This is a genomic window from Streptomyces sp. NPDC051172 (assembly GCF_040682555.1).
In the GTDB taxonomy this organism is placed as follows: domain Bacteria; phylum Actinomycetota; class Actinomycetes; order Streptomycetales; family Streptomycetaceae; genus Streptomyces.
In genome coordinates this window covers 1-17,847 of the sequence record NZ_JBFBBE010000031.1, presented here as the reverse complement: position 1 = coordinate 17,847, position 17,847 = coordinate 1, and the positions used below count along the sequence as shown (strand labels likewise).

General features: G+C 70.5%; 16 protein-coding genes. 12 read left to right on the top strand and 4 right to left on the bottom strand.

What is annotated here, in order from left to right; all coding sequences use genetic code 11:
* The first annotated feature begins 152 nt into the window (after positions 1 to 152).
* Complete coding sequence (locus AB0N07_RS20360) at positions 153 to 1,430, top strand: chloride channel protein (protein WP_365836988.1); 1,278 nt, start codon at positions 153 to 155, stop codon at positions 1,428 to 1,430.
* 331 nt (positions 1,431 to 1,761) lie between these two features.
* On the opposite strand, the gene AB0N07_RS20355 is transcribed toward AB0N07_RS20360, so the two are convergent.
* Together AB0N07_RS20355 and AB0N07_RS20350 are read right to left on the bottom strand one after the other, a co-directional pair.
* Positions 1,762 to 2,130, bottom strand: a complete 369-nt coding sequence (locus tag AB0N07_RS20355) for a hypothetical protein (protein WP_365836863.1) — start codon at positions 2,128 to 2,130, stop codon at positions 1,762 to 1,764.
* 442 nt (positions 2,131 to 2,572) lie between these two features.
* Positions 2,573 to 2,938 carry a DUF6479 family protein gene (locus AB0N07_RS20350; RefSeq protein ID WP_365836861.1) on the bottom strand — a complete coding sequence of 122 codons (366 nt, stop codon included), beginning with the start codon at positions 2,936 to 2,938 and terminating at the stop codon, positions 2,573 to 2,575.
* Positions 2,939 to 3,048: 110 nt separating this feature from the next.
* Between AB0N07_RS20350 and AB0N07_RS20345 the strand changes: the two genes are divergently transcribed.
* The 11 genes from AB0N07_RS20345 (at position 3,049) to AB0N07_RS20295 (ending at position 16,032) form a co-directional block, all read left to right on the top strand.
* On the top strand, positions 3,049 to 3,420 hold the full coding sequence (locus tag AB0N07_RS20345) for a ferredoxin (RefSeq protein WP_365836859.1): 372 nt from the start codon (positions 3,049 to 3,051) through the stop codon (positions 3,418 to 3,420).
* Between the two features lie 10 nt (positions 3,421 to 3,430).
* Entirely contained in the window at positions 3,431 to 3,499 is a 69-nt protein-coding gene (locus tag AB0N07_RS20340; protein ID WP_365836986.1) for a CbtB-domain containing protein, read from the top strand.
* A gap of 25 nt (positions 3,500 to 3,524) precedes the next feature.
* Positions 3,525 to 4,277, top strand: a complete 753-nt coding sequence (locus AB0N07_RS20335) for a CbtA family protein (RefSeq protein WP_365836857.1) — start codon at positions 3,525 to 3,527, stop codon at positions 4,275 to 4,277.
* A gap of 144 nt (positions 4,278 to 4,421) precedes the next feature.
* Positions 4,422 to 5,600: an acyl-CoA dehydrogenase family protein gene (locus AB0N07_RS20330; protein WP_365836855.1), complete on the top strand. Its 1,179-nt coding sequence runs from the start codon at positions 4,422 to 4,424 to the stop codon at positions 5,598 to 5,600.
* A 69-nt stretch (positions 5,601 to 5,669) separates the two neighbouring features.
* A complete protein-coding gene (locus AB0N07_RS20325) occupies positions 5,670 to 6,467 on the top strand; it encodes an oxygenase MpaB family protein (protein WP_365836984.1) in 798 nt (265 codons plus the stop codon).
* A gap of 62 nt (positions 6,468 to 6,529) precedes the next feature.
* Complete coding sequence (locus tag AB0N07_RS20320; protein ID WP_365836852.1) at positions 6,530 to 8,770, top strand: tetratricopeptide repeat protein; 2,241 nt, start codon at positions 6,530 to 6,532, stop codon at positions 8,768 to 8,770.
* A 457-nt stretch (positions 8,771 to 9,227) separates the two neighbouring features.
* Positions 9,228 to 10,796: an NAD(P)/FAD-dependent oxidoreductase gene (locus tag AB0N07_RS20315; protein ID WP_365836982.1), complete on the top strand. Its 1,569-nt coding sequence runs from the start codon at positions 9,228 to 9,230 to the stop codon at positions 10,794 to 10,796.
* Entirely contained in the window at positions 10,793 to 11,557 is a 765-nt protein-coding gene (locus tag AB0N07_RS20310) for a methyltransferase domain-containing protein (RefSeq protein ID WP_365836850.1), read from the top strand. The genes AB0N07_RS20315 and AB0N07_RS20310 overlap by 4 nt, the downstream gene beginning before the upstream one ends.
* A gap of 367 nt (positions 11,558 to 11,924) precedes the next feature.
* A complete protein-coding gene (locus AB0N07_RS20305) occupies positions 11,925 to 12,836 on the top strand; it encodes a phosphatase PAP2 family protein (RefSeq protein ID WP_365836848.1) in 912 nt (303 codons plus the stop codon).
* A gap of 108 nt (positions 12,837 to 12,944) precedes the next feature.
* The gene (locus AB0N07_RS20300; RefSeq protein WP_365836846.1) at positions 12,945 to 13,625 is read left to right on the top strand and encodes a response regulator transcription factor; all 681 of its coding nucleotides are present in this window, start codon (positions 12,945 to 12,947) and stop codon (positions 13,623 to 13,625) included.
* A 475-nt stretch (positions 13,626 to 14,100) separates the two neighbouring features.
* Complete coding sequence (locus AB0N07_RS20295) at positions 14,101 to 16,032, top strand: glycoside hydrolase family 15 protein (protein ID WP_365836844.1); 1,932 nt, start codon at positions 14,101 to 14,103, stop codon at positions 16,030 to 16,032.
* Between the two features lie 58 nt (positions 16,033 to 16,090).
* Here the strand turns inward: AB0N07_RS20295 and AB0N07_RS20290 are convergent, their stop codons facing one another.
* Positions 16,091 to 17,359: a glycoside hydrolase family 5 protein gene (locus tag AB0N07_RS20290; RefSeq protein WP_365836842.1), complete on the bottom strand. Its 1,269-nt coding sequence runs from the start codon at positions 17,357 to 17,359 to the stop codon at positions 16,091 to 16,093.
* The gene (locus AB0N07_RS20285; RefSeq protein ID WP_365836840.1) at positions 17,356 to 17,709 is read right to left on the bottom strand and encodes a DNA-binding response regulator; all 354 of its coding nucleotides are present in this window, start codon (positions 17,707 to 17,709) and stop codon (positions 17,356 to 17,358) included. The genes AB0N07_RS20290 and AB0N07_RS20285 overlap by 4 nt, the downstream gene beginning before the upstream one ends.
* Positions 17,710 to 17,847: the final 138 nt, after the last annotated feature.

Sequence of the window (17,847 nt, the reverse complement as noted above, 5' to 3'; positions counted from 1 at the left end):
CTATGAATGGCGGAATGGATAACATTGTCAGGTTATGGGTTGAATCGCCTCTCGTGTCCTGACCTCAGGAGGACCCCATCACCGGGACGAGATCGGCAGCGGCCGTGTCCGCGCCGGGGAACCAGCCTCCTGAGGCCGACCAACTGCAGAAGATGCTGCGCCGCCCCGAATACCGCAGGACGATGGTGTTCTGCGGGCTGATCGGCGTTCCGGTGGCGCTGCTCGCCTTCTGGTTCCTCGTGGCGCTCCACCAGCTGGAGCAGCTGATCTGGACCGACTGGCCCAAGGACCTGGGCTGGAAGCAGACGCCCTGGTGGTGGGCGCTGCCCCTGATGGCGGTGGCCGGGTTGACCGTGGGTCTGGTGGTCGCCCGGCTTCCCGGGCGGGGCGGACACATCCCGGCGGGCGGCCTGCACTCCGGCGGGCTCACGGAGAAAGCGCTGCCCGGTGTCCTCCTCGCGGCGCTGGTCGGACTGCCGCTCGGCGTCGTACTGGGTCCCGAGGCGCCTCTGATCGCCCTGGGCGGCGGTCTGGCGCTGTTCTTCGCGAGCCTGCTCCGGGCGCCCCGGACCGAGGCGAGCACGGCGATGCTCGGCGCCGCCGGGGCCGCGGCGGCCATCTCGGCGCTCTTCGGGAACCCGGTGGTGGGGGCCGTGCTCCTGATGGAAGTGGCAGGGATGGGCGGGCCGCAGCTGTTCGCGGTGATGCTGCCGGCCCTGCTGGCCAGCGGAGTCGGGGACCTGATCTTCACCGGGTTCGCGCACTGGACCGGCCTGCAGACCGGGAGCCTGAACATCGGGCTGCCCAGCCCGACGCCTCTCGACTGGGCGGACGTCCTGTGGGCCCTGCTGATCGCGCCGACCCTCGCCTTTCTCATCCACTGGGTCTTCGTGGGCGGAAGGTTCGTGGCCGGCTTCGTGACGACCCGGACCGTACGGAACACCACCTTGTGCGCGCTGGGAGCGGCGGCATGCATCACTCTCTACGCGATCGCCACCGGCCGTTCGCCGGCCGAGGCCGCCCTGTCCGGGGAGTCCGTACTCGGCGTCCTGGCGCAGCACCCGCATGCCTGGCCGGTGGGCGCCCTTGTCGCGGTGCTCGTGTTCAAGGCCCTCGCGTACGCCTTCTGTCTGGGCAGCCTGCGCGGTGGGCCCGTCTTCCCCGCCCTGTTCCTGGGCGGGGCGGCCGGTGTCCTGCTGTCGCCGCTGCCCGGTCTGGGGCTGGTGCCGGCGATGGCGGTCGGGATGGCGGCGTCGGTGACCGCGGCCCTGAGGGTGCCCGTGAGCAGCGTGGTCCTGGTCGTGCTCCTGTTGGGCAATGTGGAAACGGCGGTGTTGGTGGTACTCGCCGCAGTGGTGTCCTTCGTCGTGGTTCAACTGTTGCCGCAGGGGCCGAGGATCCCCGCGTTCGGCGAGCCGCCGGCCGGCTGATCGTCTCGTCCAGGGGCGTCGCGGCCGTCATGAGTGAAAAGCGGGCGGACGCCTGCGGGAAGTCGCCGGGAGCCGGCAGGGGAGGCCGCCGGGGCGCGGCGGTGAGCAGCCTGTCATCCGCTCCGCTCTGGAGCGTCGCCGGCGCTTCGGCTGCCGCGGGACTGAGGGCACTCGACGCCGACCTCAGGCGCCGCGCACCGTCGGACGACGCGAAATCCCGTGTGCCGGTCGGGCAGTGTCTCCGCCGGCCTGCTGGTCGTCGAGAACGTGCGGGCCGCACCCTTCGGCGCCGCCCTGCGGCGTGCTGCATTCAGAGGTGTCCGTCGCGAACTCAGCTGGTACCGGGGATGACGTAGTAACTCAGCCACGGGGGCTGGCCGGGGGTGTAGGCGACGGATGCCTGTGTCGCGAGATAGAAGCTCTCTCCGCCGATCTGACCGCTCTGGTCCTGACCGGCCGGTGTCAGCACACAGTGGGCGTTGGTGTAGAGCCGGATGTCGTAGAGCGTGTAGTTGACCACGCTGTGGGCGCCGCCCGGCAGACGATGGCATGCCTCGACTGCCGGGCTCTGGAGCGTCACCTCCCGCTTGGCGGGTGTCGTGTAGACGAGCTGACCCATGGCGGAGTCCGAGCAGCCCGCTGCGGCGAGCAGAAGAACGACGGCTCCGGCCCGGCGTCCGACATGGCGACAGCAGATCATGGTGACGGGTCCTCGTCTGTGCGGGAAGTCAGCGAGAAGCCTGCGGCGGCCTCTTCGGCCACGCTGCCGTGATCACCGGTCCGAGTCATCTCATGCGCGACCAGTCGAATGAAGTCCGGCTGCGGATCGCCGCCCACCTTGAGTACTTCGTCCAGATCTCCGCTCGGGCGCACAGCACGCGCCGCGGGAGACGTACCAGCTCGTGGCAGCGGGGTTCCGTTGTGCAGCCTGCCACCGCAGGTCGGCTCCGGGCGCTCGTCCCGTGCGCAGAGACACTCACCGCTGATCGCCCGTCGGCCTGCCCCGCCGGCCGGGGGTGCCATGCGGGGGCGCGCTCAGCGCACCGGGGTCGCCCGACGTCGGCTCCGCGCCCGCGCAACTGCTCCGAGCGGGCCGACAGCTCACGCGCTTCCGGTGTCGGTGCGGACGGTGGCCGCCGCCGTCAGCGGCTGCCCGGCCCGCCGCTGCCGAACGCCCCGCTGTTGCCCTCGCTCCAGCGCTTGCGCTGCTGCGACGGACTCGTCCTGCTCGGCGAGTTGCCGTGACCGGGCAGCTCGTGCGGGGTCAGCCGGTGGTCGCTGCGGGGTATCTCGGCGGGCTCACGGTTCTCCCGTACCTCGCGGACCGGGCCGTCGTCCGGCAGCTGCGGCTGATCCTCCGGGCGCGGGGGAGCGGGTTCGCGGCGACGGATACGGGCGCCCAGCAGAAAGGCACCGATCAGCAGGGCCACGACCGCCACCCCCACGACGACCAGGCCGATTCCGAGTGCGCCGCGGCCTGCGGCGATGTCCATCCATGAGGTGCTCATGGGTTCGCGGGTACCCATGGGACCCGGTGCGAACCGACCCGGCCCGGCCCGGGTCGGCCTGACCCCGGTCACCGGTGTTTGAGGCGATCGACGAAGGCAACCCGCAAGGTGTGACTTCGACGACCCAGCAGGAGCTCTTCCGGTTCCTGGAGGACCGCTTCGCCTGCGCGCAGGCGTGCACCGAGTGCGCACGCGCGTGTGCTCTGCGCGCAAGCCTCGTGGACCCGGACGGCACGGAGGAGCAGGAACAGGTACGACGCAAGGGCATCATGTGCGCGGAGGTGTGCGACGCCACCTGCCGTGTGCTGTCCGAGCAGAACCGCTTGGACGAGGCCGCCATCCGCATCCAGGTGGAGTGGTGCCGCACCGTGTGCCTGGAGTGCGCCCATGCCTTCGACCGGCATCCGGGCGCCGAGGACGGCGCGAAGGCCTGCCGGCAGTGCGCCGAGGCGTGCACGGAATTCCTCGCCACCCTGAACTGACGCTCACGGCGTGCCGACCGACAACGTCCACGAGTGGGTGCACGACGCCCGCCATCTGCTCGGCTTCCCCTGCCACTGAGGGCGGCGAGAAGGCACAGCCGCCCGTGAACCCGGCAACCGTCCGCAACCTCCTGGTCCGCGGCACGCTCGCGGGACTCGCCGCGGGCCTGCTCGCCCTCGTCGTCGCCTACTTCCTCGGTGAACCGCGCGTGGATGCGGCCATCGCCTACGAGGAGGCGCACTCGCACGAGCACGGCGTCGAAACCGTCAGCCGCACGATGCAGTCCACCGCGGGCCTGTCCACCGGTGTCCTGGTCTACGGCGTCGCGTTCGGCGGCATCGCCGCCCTCGCGTACTGCTTCGCGCTCGGCCGCATCGGCCGCATCGGACCGCGCGCGGGCGCGCTGCTCCTGGCGGCCGCCGGTCTGATCACCGTGTACGTCGTGTTCCTGAAGTACCCGGCCAACCCGCCGTCCGTCGGCGACCCCGACACCATCGGCAAACGCACCACGGCGTACTTCCTGATGGTGGTGCTGAGCGTGCTGCCGGCCGTCGCCACCGTCATCCTGGGCAAGCGCCTGGAACCCCGCCTGGACAACTGGAACGCGACGCTCGCCGCAGGCGCGTTCCTCGTCCTTGCCATCGGGCTCGCCCACGCGTTCCTGCCGTCCTTCAACGAGGTCCCCAAGGACTTCTCCGCCACCCTGCTGTGGCAGTTCCGACTGGCGGCCCTGGCCGTCCAGTCGACCCTCTGGACGTCCTTCGGGCTGGTCTTCGGGGTGCTGGCGGAGCGGGTGCTCGCCCCGAAGCCGGTGCGCGCGAAGGGCGCCACCCGGCCGACTCCCGTCGCCCACTGATCAGTTCCGTCAGGTCACTCGGCAATGGGCGCAGGGCCCCGGTCGACGACCGGGGCCCTTTCCGTGTCCCTCGCCATTCCCAATTTCTGTAACACGTTCTACGGTGTGCGCCGTCAGGACCGGCCTGGGAAGCCTGGAGGCGCCGTGCACCTCGAATACACGCCCGAGCAGCAGCGGTTGCGCACCGAACTGCGCTCGTACTTCGCCGAGTTGGTGCCGGACAACGCCTACGCCCGGCACGGCGACCCGGCCGCCCAGAAGCGCTTCTACCGCGAGACCATCCGGCGCCTGGGCGCGGACGGCTGGCTCGGCGTGGGCTGGCCGAAGGAGTACGGCGGGCGCGGGCTCACCGCGATGGAGCAGTTCATCTTCTTCGACGAGGCCGCCCAGGCCGGCGTACCGCTGCCGCTGATGGCGCTGAACACGGTCGGTCCGACGATCATGCAGTTCGGCACGGACGAGCAGAAGGCGTACTTCCTGCCCAGGATCCTCGCCGGCGAGATCGACTTCGCGATCGGCTACAGCGAACCCGACGCGGGGACGGATCTCGCGTCCCTGAAGACGCGCGCCGTACGTGACGGTGACGAGTACGTCGTCAACGGGCAGAAGATCTGGACCACCAACGGCGACACCGCGGACTGGGTGTGGCTGGCGACCCGCACGGACCCCGACGCCCCGCCCCACAAGGGCATCACCATGCTCCTCGTCCCCACCACCGACCCCGGCTACTCCTGCACCCTCATCAACACCCTCGCCTCGCACGACACCACAGCGAGCTACTACGAGAACATCCGCGTCCCCGTCTCCCGCCGTGTCGGCGCCGAGAACCAGGGCTGGCGGCTGATCACCAACCAGCTCAACCACGAGCGCGTCACCCTCGCCGCCCACGGCACCATGGCCATCCGCGCTCTGCAGGACGTGCAGCGGTGGGCGACCGAGACCAAGCTCGCCGACGGCCGCCGCGTGATCGACCTGCCCTGGGTGCGCCGCCGCCTCGCCCAGACCCACACCAGGCTCGACGCGATGAAGCTGCTCAACTGGCGCATGGTGCACGCCGTTCAGAACGGCACGCTCACCCCGCAGGACGCCTCCGCGGTCAAGGTCTACGGCTCCGAGGCGCGCCGGGACGCCTATGCCTGGCTGATGGAGATCGTCGGGGCGGCGGGCGCGCTGAAGGAGGGCTCCGCCGGCGCGGTGCTCCACGGCGAACTGGAGCGCGGCTACCGCTCCGCCGTGATCTTCACCTTCGGCGGCGGCAACAACGAGATCCAGCGGGAGATCATCTCGTGGATCGGTCTGGGGATGCCGAGGGTGCGGCGTTAGCCTGCACAGGTGACGGACACCCAGACAGGTGACCCCGGGCTCTTCGGACCGTCCTCGGTGACCTGGCAGATGCACGGCGACCCGATGATGTGGGTCGCCGGAGTCCGCGCGCTCTACCTCCAGGCGCTGCACCCCCGGGCGGTGCGCGGCGTCATGCAGAACTCCGACTTCCGCAACGACGCGTGGGGCCGGCTGATGCGCACCGCCAACTTCGTCGGCACCATCACCTACGGCACCACCGAGGCCGCTGAACGGGCCGGCGCCCGCGTCCGGAGGATCCATACGATGCTGTCGGCGACCGACCCGGCGACGGGGGAGCGGTACGGCGTCGACGATCCCGAGCTGCTGCTGTGGGTGCACTGCGCCGAGATCGACTCCTATCTGCAGGTCGCGCGCCGCTCCGGCTTCCCGCTCACCGACGCGCAGGCCGACCGCTACATCGGCGAACAGCGCGCCGGCGCCCGCCTGGTGGGCCTCGACCCGGACGCCGTACCGGCCGACCAGGAGGAGATGGCCGCCTACTTCGAGAAGGTTCGGCCCGAACTCGCCGTCGGACCCGAGGCACGCGAGGTGGACGACTTCCTGCTCCGCCCGCCGACGCACCCCCTCCTCGTCCCCGCGCGCGAGGTGCTGTGGCGGCGCGTGGCCCGACTGGCGTACGCCACCCTGCCGCCGTACGCCCACGAGCTGTACGGCAGACCCGCCCCGAAACACGACACCGTCACCCTGCAACTGCGCGCCACAGGCACCCTGCTTCGCTGCATTCCCGCACGTCTGCGCTGGCAACTCCCGCCCAAACACATCCTGCGCGCCATGTCACGGCTCGGCCCCGGCTCCCGCCCGGCACCGTACAAACTCGGGCGATAGCTCGCCATACTGGACGAGCCAGGGGTGGCCGGGACGAAAAGTTACGGGGGCGATCGCAGCAGATGGGGGACAGCAGGCTGATCCAGGGCCGGTACCGGCTGCTCGACCTGATCGGGCGGGGCGGCATGGGCGAGGTGTGGCGATCGCGCGACGAGTCGCTCGGCCGTCATGTCGCCGTGAAGTGCCTCAAGCCCCTCGGTCCGCACCACGACCAGTCCTTCACCCGGGTCCTCAGGGAACGCTTCCGCCGCGAGGCCCGCGTGGCCGCCGCCCTCCAGCACCGCGGGATCACCGTCGTGCACGACTTCGGCGAGTACGACGGCATCCTCTACCTGGTGATGGAACTCCTGGAGGGCCGCAACCTCTCCCAGCTCCTGGAGGACAACAAGCACCACCCGCTGCCGGTCGGAGACGTCGTGGAGATCGCCGACCAGGTCGCCTCCGCCCTCGCCTACACCCACCAGCAGGGCATCGTGCACCGCGACCTGAAACCCGCCAACATCATGCGGCTCACGGACGGCACGGTGAAGATCTGTGACTTCGGCATCGCCCGCCTCGGCCACGACATCGGCTTCACCTCGCGGCTGACCGGCACCGGCATCGCCATGGGCACCCCGCACTACATGTCGCCGGAGCAGATCGGCGGCTCGGAGGTCGACCAGCGCAGCGACCTGTACTCGCTGGGCTGTGTCCTGTACGAGATCGCCACCGGGGCACCGCCGTTCGACCTCGACGACGCCTGGGCGATCCTCGTCGGCCACCGCGACACCCCGCCCCGCCCGCCGCGCAGCCGGCGTGCCGAGCTCCCCGAATACCTAGAGAAGATCATCCTGGACCTGCTGGCCAAACTCCCCGAGCAACGCCCGCACGACGCACGTGAGTTGGGCCGCCGCATCACTGCGGGCCGGACGACACCGGCGTACGTACCGACCGTCGTGACCCCTCAGCCGGTGCTCCGACCGCCGGAGCAGGCCCCCTCCCGTGAGCCTCGCCTGCCCTCCTGGACCCGCGGCATGACCACCGGCCACAAGGCCACCGGCACCGGCCTCGGCAGCACGCCTCCGGACGCCGGAGCGGGCCTGACCGGCGAATGGATTCCGCGGCCCGCGAACGGGCGGAGCGAGGACCCCGCTCCCGACCGGCGTCCTGCCCCCTCCGCGCAGATCCTCACCGCCCTCGCCGGACGGCACAACGCCGGGCTCAGCCTGGGACGACTCGGCCGCTGGGCGGAGGCCGGCGAGGTGCACCGCGCGGTCGCCGCCGAACGCGCCCATCTGCTCGGCCCCGAACACCCCGACACCCTCGCCAGCCGCTACGAGGTCGCCTTCACCCTCAGCCGCACCGGCCGCGCCGCCGACGCCCTGCAGGAGTACAAGTTCGTGGCCGCCGCGAGAACCCGCGCCTTGGGCGCCGACCACCCCGACACGCTCGCCGCCCGCCAGGAAATGGCTTACGTGCTGGGCCAGTTGGGCCGTCATTTCGACGCCCACCAGGTGTACACCGCCGTGCTGGCCGCACGGGAGCGCGGCATGGGCCCCGACCACCCCGACACCCTGCGCTGCCGCCACAACCTCGCCTTCAACCTCAGCAGACTCGGGCGCCTGGAGGACTCGTACCGCATGGCCTGCGAGGTGGCCGCCGCCCGCGCCCGCGTGCTGGGCCCGGATCACCCCGACACCCTCGTGACCCGCTACGAAGTCGCCTACGCCCTCGGTCAGTTGGGCCGCTGGCCGGAGGCCCTGCAGACCTACCGCGAGGTCGCCGAGGCCCGCGCCCAGGCCCTCGGCCCCGACCACGCCGACACCCTCGCCGCCCGCTACGAGGTCGGCATCAGCCTCGGCCGCCTGGGCCGCAGCGCCGAGGCCCTCACCCTCTACCGCGCCCTGATCGACGACCGGACCCGCGTCCAGGGCCCCACCCACCCCGAGACCCTGCGCGCCCGCCACGGCCTCGGCGTCAACCTCGGCCGCCTGGGCCGCTGGGAGGAGGCCCTTGCCGAGTCCCGCGACGTCTGCGCCATCCGCGAACGCGTCCTGGGCCCCGACCACCCCGACACCCTGGTCAGCCGCCGCGAGGTCGCCGTCGGCCTCGGCTGGCTGGGCCGCTGGTCCGACGCCCTCATCGAATACCGCCGCGTGGCCGCCGCCCGCGAACGCGTCCTGGGCCCCGACCACCCCGACACCCTCGCCAGCCGCAACGACGAGGCCCACTGCCTGGAGCAGCTCGGCCGCGGCGCCGAGGCCGTCGAGCTGTACCGCCGGGTGGCGGTACTGCGGCAGCAGCGAGCGTCGGGCGGGCGCTGAGGCGCCTCAGGCTCTTGGTGGCCGGGCACCCGGGGTGTCGTGGGCCTTGGCCGGCCGGGCCGTGGCACGGCGGGCGTGGCCGCCGCGCGCGAACATGCCCAGCGCCCGTCCGCCCCGCACGCTCGCCGGTCGCGGCACCGAGGCTGTCGAGCTGTACCGCCGGGTGGCGGTACAGCATCGGCGGCGCACGTCCGGCGGACGCTGCCGGGGGTCGACGGGTGGGCCGTGCACCGTGGTGCCGCTGCCGTCCGCGAGCATGTCCAAGGCCCGGCCCCCCGGCACCCTCGCCGGCCGGAACGACGAGGCCCACTGCCTGGAGCAGCTCGGCCGCGGCGCCGAGGCCGTCGAGCTGTACCGCCGGGTGGCGGCATTGCGCCGGCAGGGGGCGTCGGGCGGGCGCCGACCCCGTCGCCGTACACCTCTGGCCGCTGACGATCATCGCGTGTTACCAAGAACCATGGCTGCACACGAGGGACACCGGACATACGATGCTGTGATCGTCGGCGGAGGCCACAACGGCCTGGTCGCCGCCGCCTACCTGGCCCGGGCCGGTCGGTCCGTACTGGTCCTGGAGCGGCTGGACCACACAGGAGGCGCCGCCGTCTCCACCCGCCCCTTCGCCGGCGTCGACGCACGGCTGTCGCGCTACTCCTACCTGGTCAGCCTGCTGCCGAAGAAGATCGTGCGCGACCTCGGCCTCGACTTCCGCATCCGCGCCCGCACCATCTCCTCGTACACCCCCGTGGAACGGGACGGCCGCCCCACCGGACTCCTGGTCGGCGGCGGCGAGAGACGCACCCGGGAGGCCTTCGCCCGGCTCACCGGGTCCGACCGCGAGTACGAGGCCTGGCAGCGCTTCTACGGCATGACCGGCCGCGTCGCCGAGCGGGTCTTCCCGACGCTCACCGAGCCGCTGCCCACCCGCGACGAACTGCGCCGCCGCATCGGCGACGAGGAGGCCTGGCGGACGCTGTTCGAGGAGCCCATCGGCACCGCGATCGAGGACCGCTTCGCCGACGACCTCGTGCGGGGCGTCGTCCTCACCGACGCCCTCATCGGCACCTTCGCCGACGCCCACGACCCCTCACTGGCCCAGAACCGCTGCTTCCTCTACCACGTGATCGGCGGTGGCACCGGCGCCTGGGACGTCCCCGTCGGCGGCATGGGCGCCCTGACCGACGCCCTGGCCGGGGCCGCCCGGAATGCGGGCGCCGTCCTCGCCACCGGACACGAGGCCGTACGCATCGACACGGACGGCCGAACCGCCGAGATCACCTATCGCACGCCGGACGGGGAAGGCGTCGCAGCCGCCCGGCACGTCCTCGTGGGCGCCTCCCCGCAGGCCCTCGCCGAACTGACCGGCGACACGCCCCCAACCCCCGCCGAGGGCGCCCAGCTCAAGGTGAACATGCTCCTCAAGCGGCTGCCGAGGCTGCGCGACAACTCCGTCGACCCGCGCGAGGCGTTCTCCGGCACCTTCCACATCGCCGAGGGCTACCGGCAACTCGCCGCCGCCCACGCCCAGGCCGCCTCCGGCCGGCTCCCCACCGCGCCGCCCTCGGAGATCTACTGCCACTCCCTCACCGACCCGACGATCCTCGGCCCCGACCTCGTCGACCGGGGCTACCAGACCCTCACCCTCTTCGGTCTGCACACACCTGCCCGGCTCTTCGAACGCGACAACGACTCCGTACGCGAAGAACTCCTGAAGTCCACCCTCGCCGGGCTCGACGCCCACCTCGCCGAGCCTCTCGCCGACTGCCTGGCGACCGACGCCGACGGCCGCCCCTGCATCGAGGCCAAGACCCCGCTCGACCTGGAGCGCGACCTGCGCCTGCCCGGCGGCAACATCTTCCACCGCGAACTTGCCTGGCCCTACGCCCAGGACGGCACGGGCCGCTGGGGCGTGGAGACCCGGCACGCGAACGTGCTGCTGTGCGGGGCGGGCGCGGTGCGGGGCGGGGGTGTGAGCGGGGTGCCGGGGCACAACGCGGCGATGGCGGTGCTGGAGGCGACGGGCGAGTGAAGGACTCGGCACGCGACTTCTACGACTCACTCGCCGCCGACTACCACCGCATCTTCCCGGACTGGGATGCGAGCATGACCCGCCAGGCCGCGACCCTGGACGCTCTCGTCCGCAGGGAACTCGGCACCGGACCCCACCGGCTGCTCGACTGCGCCTGTGGCATCGGCACCCAGGCGATCGGGCTGGCCCGCGCCGGACACCGGGTGGTCGGCAGTGATGTGAGCCCCGTCGCCGCCGCGCGGGCCGCGGTCGAGGCCGCGGCCCGCGGCGTCGCTCTGCCCGTAGCGGCGGCGGACATGCGTCGACTTCCCTTCGCGCCGGGCGCCTTCGACGTGGTCGTGTGCGCCGACAACTCGCTCGCCCACCTGCTGACGGCACGGGATGTGGCGGCGGCCCTGCGCGAGATGCGGCGGGTGCTGACGGACGACGGCCTGCTCCTGCTCACCCTCCGGGACTACGACGACCTCCGCCGGACCCGGCCCGCCTCCCAGCCTCCCCAGGTCTCGCACGGTTCGGACGGCCGGTCGATCACCTTCCAGCTGTGGCACTGGCACGACGACGGCGAGCGCTACGACCAGGAGTACTTTCAGCTCCTGCCCGAAGAAGCGGGATGGGAGGTGCGGGTCCGCCGCACCACATCCTGGGCGCTGAGCCGGGAAGAGGTGACGGATGCCGCGACCGCAGCCGGCTTCACCGACATCGCATGGCGCATGCCGGACACCAGCGGTTTCTATCAACCGGTCCTGGCTGCGAGGGCGTAGGCAACTCGACGAGCGAGGCGATGGAGGGGGCGACCCGACCGGATCGTGTTGGTGACCGGTGGTGCCGTCCTGCCGCCAGATCGCACCGTCCTTTGAAGCGATCGCCGCCGAGCACGGTGACAAGACGGCCTCGCTCGTCAGAGAGCCGGCGGAATCCCTCGGGTGACGTACGCCCGGTGGCGTTCCTGGCCACGAAGTCTCGGGGTGAGGGCAGCCCGAACTCGTGGGAATATATGTGACGCAAAAGGAATCTTGGGTGAAACGGTGCGGGTTTCCCCTCGGTATGCGGCTGCGTCGGGAGACGTCGCAACTCTGATCCGGGTCGAGGGCGAGCGGTCAGAGTCCCCGAGGGGGCCGGGAGTGCGACATGAGCATCTTGGCTCTACCGATGAGGCGAGCGAGTCTCGCTGTTCTGGTGGCTGGGGCGTACGTGGCCGTCTTCATGATGGTGCTCACCCGTTCTCCTCTGCTGGATTTCGACTGGCGGATAGCCATGTGGCGGCCGTCCAGACAATGGCCGCAGCTGCAGGGGGTGCTGGACGTCCTGGTTGTCGCGGGGCAGCGGGGGCCGACTGTGGCGGTGGCGCTGTCATGGCTGGGGTGGCGCTCCTGGCGCGGCCGGGATCCGCGCCCCCTGCTGGTCTTCCTCGCGGCGCTGGCGCTGCTCAATGTGAGCGTAGGTGCGGTCAAGCTGGGCGCCGGACGTCTCGGGCCCAGCTACGCCTACACCATCGGGTCCGCCGAGCTCTTCCGGGGCGGTGACATCTTCCCGTCCGGTCACGCGGCCAACAGTGTCGTCATCTGGGGGACGCTCGCGCACCTCGCCCCTCGTCACCGCCGGGCGGCGGGCGTGCTGGCCGCGCTGGCCGCCCTGGTGGTCGGCCTGACCACCGTCTACCTGGGCTATCACTGGTTCACCGACGCACTGGGCGGCTGGGCTGCCGGGGCGCTGGTGCTGTTGGCTCTGCCGAGCTGCGAGCGGTTCGCCGAGTGGGTGGCCGAATGGGGCCGGGGGCTCTGCGGGCACCTGCGGAGCGGTCCCGTCAGCGGGGTGCCGAGGCGCCGTCGGCGTCACGGGCGGTGCGGGTCGGCGGCTGCAGGGTTGCCCTCGGCACTCGGAGCGGTCACGTCGCGATCAGTGCTCCGTGCGTCGATGTCGCCGCAGGTGAACCCCGTTACGACAGCGAACGGTTTCCATCCGAGAGTATGGAATGAGCGAGGGCCGCCGCGGGTTCCCTGTTTGTCACAAAATCCCCCCTTTATGTTCCCTGCGGCCTGAGGTCATGGAATGAACACCTGGGGCGATGCCGACTGCATCGGCCTCGAGGTGCGTACCGCGCGAAGCCGCGGTGGGTGCCTGGCTGATGCTCGACAACGGAGATCACCCGTGGTAGTGCATGTTCTGATTGCGGAGGACCACGCGGTGGTCCGGCAAGGCCTGCGTGACTTCCTGAGCGTTGACGGCGACATCGCGGTGGCTGGTGAGACGACCAACGGCCGGGAGGCCGTGCGGCTGGCCCGGGAAATCAACCCGGATGTGGTGCTGATGGACCTGATGATGCCGGTCATGGACGGCATCGAGGCCACGGAGCAGATCCGCCGGGAGCTGCCCGAGGTCAGGGTCGTGGCACTGACGAGCGCGTGCGACGGGGGCGCGGTGATGGCGGCGGTGCAGGCGGGCGCGACAGGGTTTCTGCTGAAGAACGCGGAGGCCGACGAGTTGCGGCACGCGGTCAAGGCCGCGGCGGCCGGGAGAACGTACGTCTCCAGCGTTGCCGTCGCCCGTCTGGTCGACCAGGTCACGGACCGGACCCGGCCGGAGCGGCTCACCGAACGCGAGTCGGAGGTCCTTGTCATGCTCACTCATGGCAAGGCGAACAAGGAAATCGCGCGCGAGCTGCGCATCGGGCAGCAGACGGTGAAGACGTACGTGAGCCACATCTTCGACAAGCTCGGGGTGCACAGCCGCACTCAGGCGGTCGCGCACGCCCTGCGGCTGGGATTGGTGCCGTCCGGTGAGCTCGCTGGTGGCATGGTCCCGAGTGACGAGTACCAGTGGTCGGCGTGACGACTTCCCTCCGGCAGCGATGCCGATAGTGCTGGGCACCACGCCCCTCGCCGGGATCCCCGCCGGCATGTGCTGAGCGGGCGGATCACCGCGGGGCGCGTTCGGCTGCCGCGCCGCGAAGGTGCGCCGGGGCGTTTCTCGAAACGCGCTCCGGTAGGTTTTTGGGCGCTGCCGGACGTCGAGCCGCCCCGAGATCAGGAGAGGCCACGTCAGTACGGCGGTTTCGGAGTGAGGGGCTGCCGACTGCCCGCCGCCCGTGCTTCGGCCGTCGAAGCATCGCCGTCGGGACCCCTTCTCCTCCCGGCCTGGCACTGCCCACGACAGCCGTCACGACTCGGCGTGAGCCGCGCCGTAAAGATCTCTGGAAGTCGTTGCTCGCGTGTCCATGTCGGGGCTCAGGTGATGGAATGCGCCCGCTATGGAACGGGTTTCCATTTCGTTCGGGCCGGTGTCACTTCGCATTCAGGGAGATGCCGTGACTGAGATCCCCGGACGGGCGTGGGTCCCCGCTCCCGCAGTAGTCTCACCGGGCCCCGTGATGGACGGTCATCCTGTGCGCTCGCCCACCCCCCTTGCGGCCGTGGGTACTCAGGCCCGGCCGATAGCGGACTACGCGCTCCTGTCGGACTGCCAGGGCTCGGCGCTCGTGGCGCGTGACGGGTCGGTGGACTGGCTGTGCTTTCCCCGCTTCGACTCTGCCTCCGTGTTCGCGCGACTGCTGGACGGTTCCGCCGGGCACTGGTGGATCCGGCCGGCCGGTGTCTTCAGCGCGCAGCGGGCGTACGTGGACACGACGATGGTGCTGCGCACCGAGTTCCGCACCGATACGGGAACCGTCCAGCTGACCGACGCGCTGGCGGTAGGCGAGAACGCGAGCGGCCGGGTCCTCGGCCGCGAGGTGCCCCACGCGCTGTTGCGTGTGGTGGAGTGCACGCAGGGATCGGCCAGGGTGGCGGTGGAGTACGCCCCGAGACCGGAATACGGTTCGATCCGGTCGCCGCTGGTGCCGTCCGATGGAGGGCTGCTGTGCCCGTTCGGCTCCGGATCGCTGCTGCTGTCCTCACCGGTGCGCATCGAGGGACGGGCCACGGCCCGCGGGCAGGTGGTGCTGAGCGCCGGGGAGCGGGCGGCTTTCGCTCTGCAGTACGTGCCGGTCGGAAGCCAACCACACCTGTGGACACAGGCTGACATCGAGGCGGCCCTGTCCACCACCTTGGATGCCTGGAGGGCCTGGGCGGCGTTGAACCAGCGGTACGAAGGGCCCTGGCGGGACGCGGTGCACCTCAGCGGCCGGGTGCTTCAGGCGCTGACGTTCGCGCCGACCGGCGCTGTGGTGGCGGCGCCCACGACATCACTGCCGGAGGCCGTGGGTGGCGAGCGCAACTGGGACTACCGTTTCTCGTGGGTGCGGGACGCCTCCTTCACCCTGCACGCCCTGTCGGTCGCCGCCTGCCCGGGTGAGGCGGAGGCGTTCTTCTCCTGGATGGCGCGGACCGTCTCCGCCGAGGGGCCTGCCGACGGCCAGCAGCTGCAGGTGCTCTACGGGGTGGGCGGCGAGCGAGAGCTGACCGAGCACACGCTTGGCCATCTGTCCGGCTGGGGCGGCAGCTGGCCCGTGCGCATCGGCAACGACGCGTGGCGGCAACGCCAACTCGACATCTACGGTGAGTTGTTGGACGCCGCGCATCTGCTGCGCGGCCGGTTGAGCCGGCTGGACGGGCACAGCCGGCGGTTCCTGATCAGTCTGGCCGATGCCGCAGCGGCCCACTGGTCCGAACCGGATCACAGTATCTGGGAAGTCCGCGGACGCCCGCAGCACTTCGTCTACTCCAAGCTCATGTGCTGGGTGGCGCTGGACCGGGCCATCGCGCTGGCGGACGAGCTTGACGCCGCCGCCAAGGTGCCCGCGTGGAGGTCTGCCCGCGCGGTGATCCGGGCTGCGATCGAGGAACAGGGCTGGAGCAGACGCGCCGGGGCCTACAGTCAGACGTTCGGGTCCGATCTGCTGGACGCCTCCGCGCTGATGCTGCCGATCACCGGGTTCACCGCGCCGGACGATCCCCGGGCGCGGGCCACAGTCGTCGCTGTACGGGAGCGGCTGACCGGTCCGAGCGGCCTGGTCCACCGCTATGAGCGGGTCGACGACGGACTGGTGGGCGAGGAGGGCGCCTTCCTCATGTGCTCCTTCTGGCTCGCCCACGCGCTGGCCCTGATGGGGGAGGTCGGCGAGGCCCGGGAAGTCTTCGAGAGGACAGTCGCGTGTGCCAACGACGTCGGGCTGCTGGCGGAGGAAGTGGACCCGATGGGAGGCCAGTTGCTGGGCAACTTCCCGCAGGCACTCAGCCACATCGGCCTGGTCAACGCGGCCTGGGCGATCGGGCGGGCGGAGGCCGCGGTGCACGGCTGAGAGGCCGCGGACGTCGTCGTCCGCGGCCTCTGGGTGCCGCTTGTCACGGCCTGTGCAACTACTTCGCTGCCTCTTGCGTCCCCGTGATCTTCGCCCCCGGCACCGGGGCCTGGTACATCGAGACCAGAGCCTTCTTGCCCGGGTCCACGGTCGTCCAGTCGTTCTTGAGGACGCCGCCGGTGTCACCGGAGTCGGGGTTCCAGCACCAGTAGGTGTAGCTGATGCCGTTCTTCTTCAGGTACTGCATCAGGCTCTTCTGCCACACGGCCTCGGTGTTGTTGCCGGTGCTGTGCTTGCCGCCGAACTCACCGAGCCACACGGGAGCCGTGCCGGACTTCTTCAGGTAGCCCCAGTGCTTGTCCCAGAAGGCGGGCATGTTGTTGGGGAAGTTCTTGTCCATGAACCAGTTCTGGTTGTAGACACCGGGCCCGTAGTCGTGCGCGGAGTACACGACCTTGTCGGCCTCCTTGAGCTTGACCGGGTGCTCCTTGGCGCCCCGCAGTTCGCCGCCCCACCAGGTCGACTCGTCCTTGAACTTGTCGTTGCCCTCGACGAAGATCAGCCAGTTCTTGTTGACCGAGTGGATGGTGTTGCCGGCCTTCTCCGCGGCCATCTTCCAGTCGGTCTTGGCATTTCCGTCGCCCCAGGTGGCCTGGCCGCGCGGCTCGTTGTGCAGGTCGGCACCGATGACCTTGTTGTTCCCCTTGTAGCGCTCGGCGAGCATCTTCCAGTCCGACAGCCACTTGCTCTCGGGAAGCTTCTCGGTGTACCAGAGCTCACTCTGGCCGTACTGGTCAGGGCGGTGCTGGTCGAGGATGACCATCAGTCCGTGCTTGGTGGCGCTCTGGACGACCTTGTCCATGATCTGGAGGCCGTTGAGCCCCTTGAGGTCGGGGTTCTGCTTGTAGTCGATGCCGTTCGGCTTGCTGCTCGCATTGAACAGCTCATTGGAGTACGGAAGCCGGAGCGTGTTGAACCCGGTGTCGACCATCTGCTCGACCATGGAGTCGAGGTTGCGCTTCCACAGGCCGTGCGGCGCGAATGTGCCGGTCTCCATGCCGAACCAGTTGACGCCGGTCATGACCACCTTCTTGCCGCTCGCATCCACGATGTCGCCGCCCTGGGTGTGCAGCGGGCCGCGTACGGCACTGCCCTTGTCGGAGGCGTCCGCGTTGTTCACCGTGAGCGCGGTGACGGCACCGCCGACCGCCGCGATCGCGACGGCCGCTCCCGCGGCACCGAGCACCAGCCGGCGTCGGCTGAGGCCTCGCCTCTTAGCAGGCGTGGACGGGGTCGAGTCCGGGTGGTTCTCAAAGGTGGAATTCATGCGCTGAGACTCCTCAGGAATTCGAGTGCGGCGGTCTTGAGAATGCTGGTGTGGGGTGTTTTCTCCGGCGATTCCGGGCACTCCATTTGTGGTTCGGTGGCTGCGAAGAGAAGGACGAGCAGACCCATCGGGAGGAGTTCGCCGAGCTGATGGCCGAACTGCCCGGACCGCCGGTCCGGTGTGTCCGCGTCGATCAGAACCACGTCCGGGATCACAGCGCCGACCAGCGATATCGCTTCGGCTGCGGTGGCCACGGCGCCCGCGAGTTCATAACCGGGCTCGTCCTCTACGAGGTCAGCGAGAGCCGCCCGCACCTGCGGGTGTGGCTCCACGACGAGAACTCTTTTCATGGGCGGCGGACTCCTTAGGGCTTTTTGCTGCCGTGCCCACGAGATTAGAAAAGGAGCCGCGATCGAATCGTCGTACGGGCGACCGAATTCCGCGCACACCAAACGGCCGAATTCGGTCTACCTCAATCGAGGTAGACC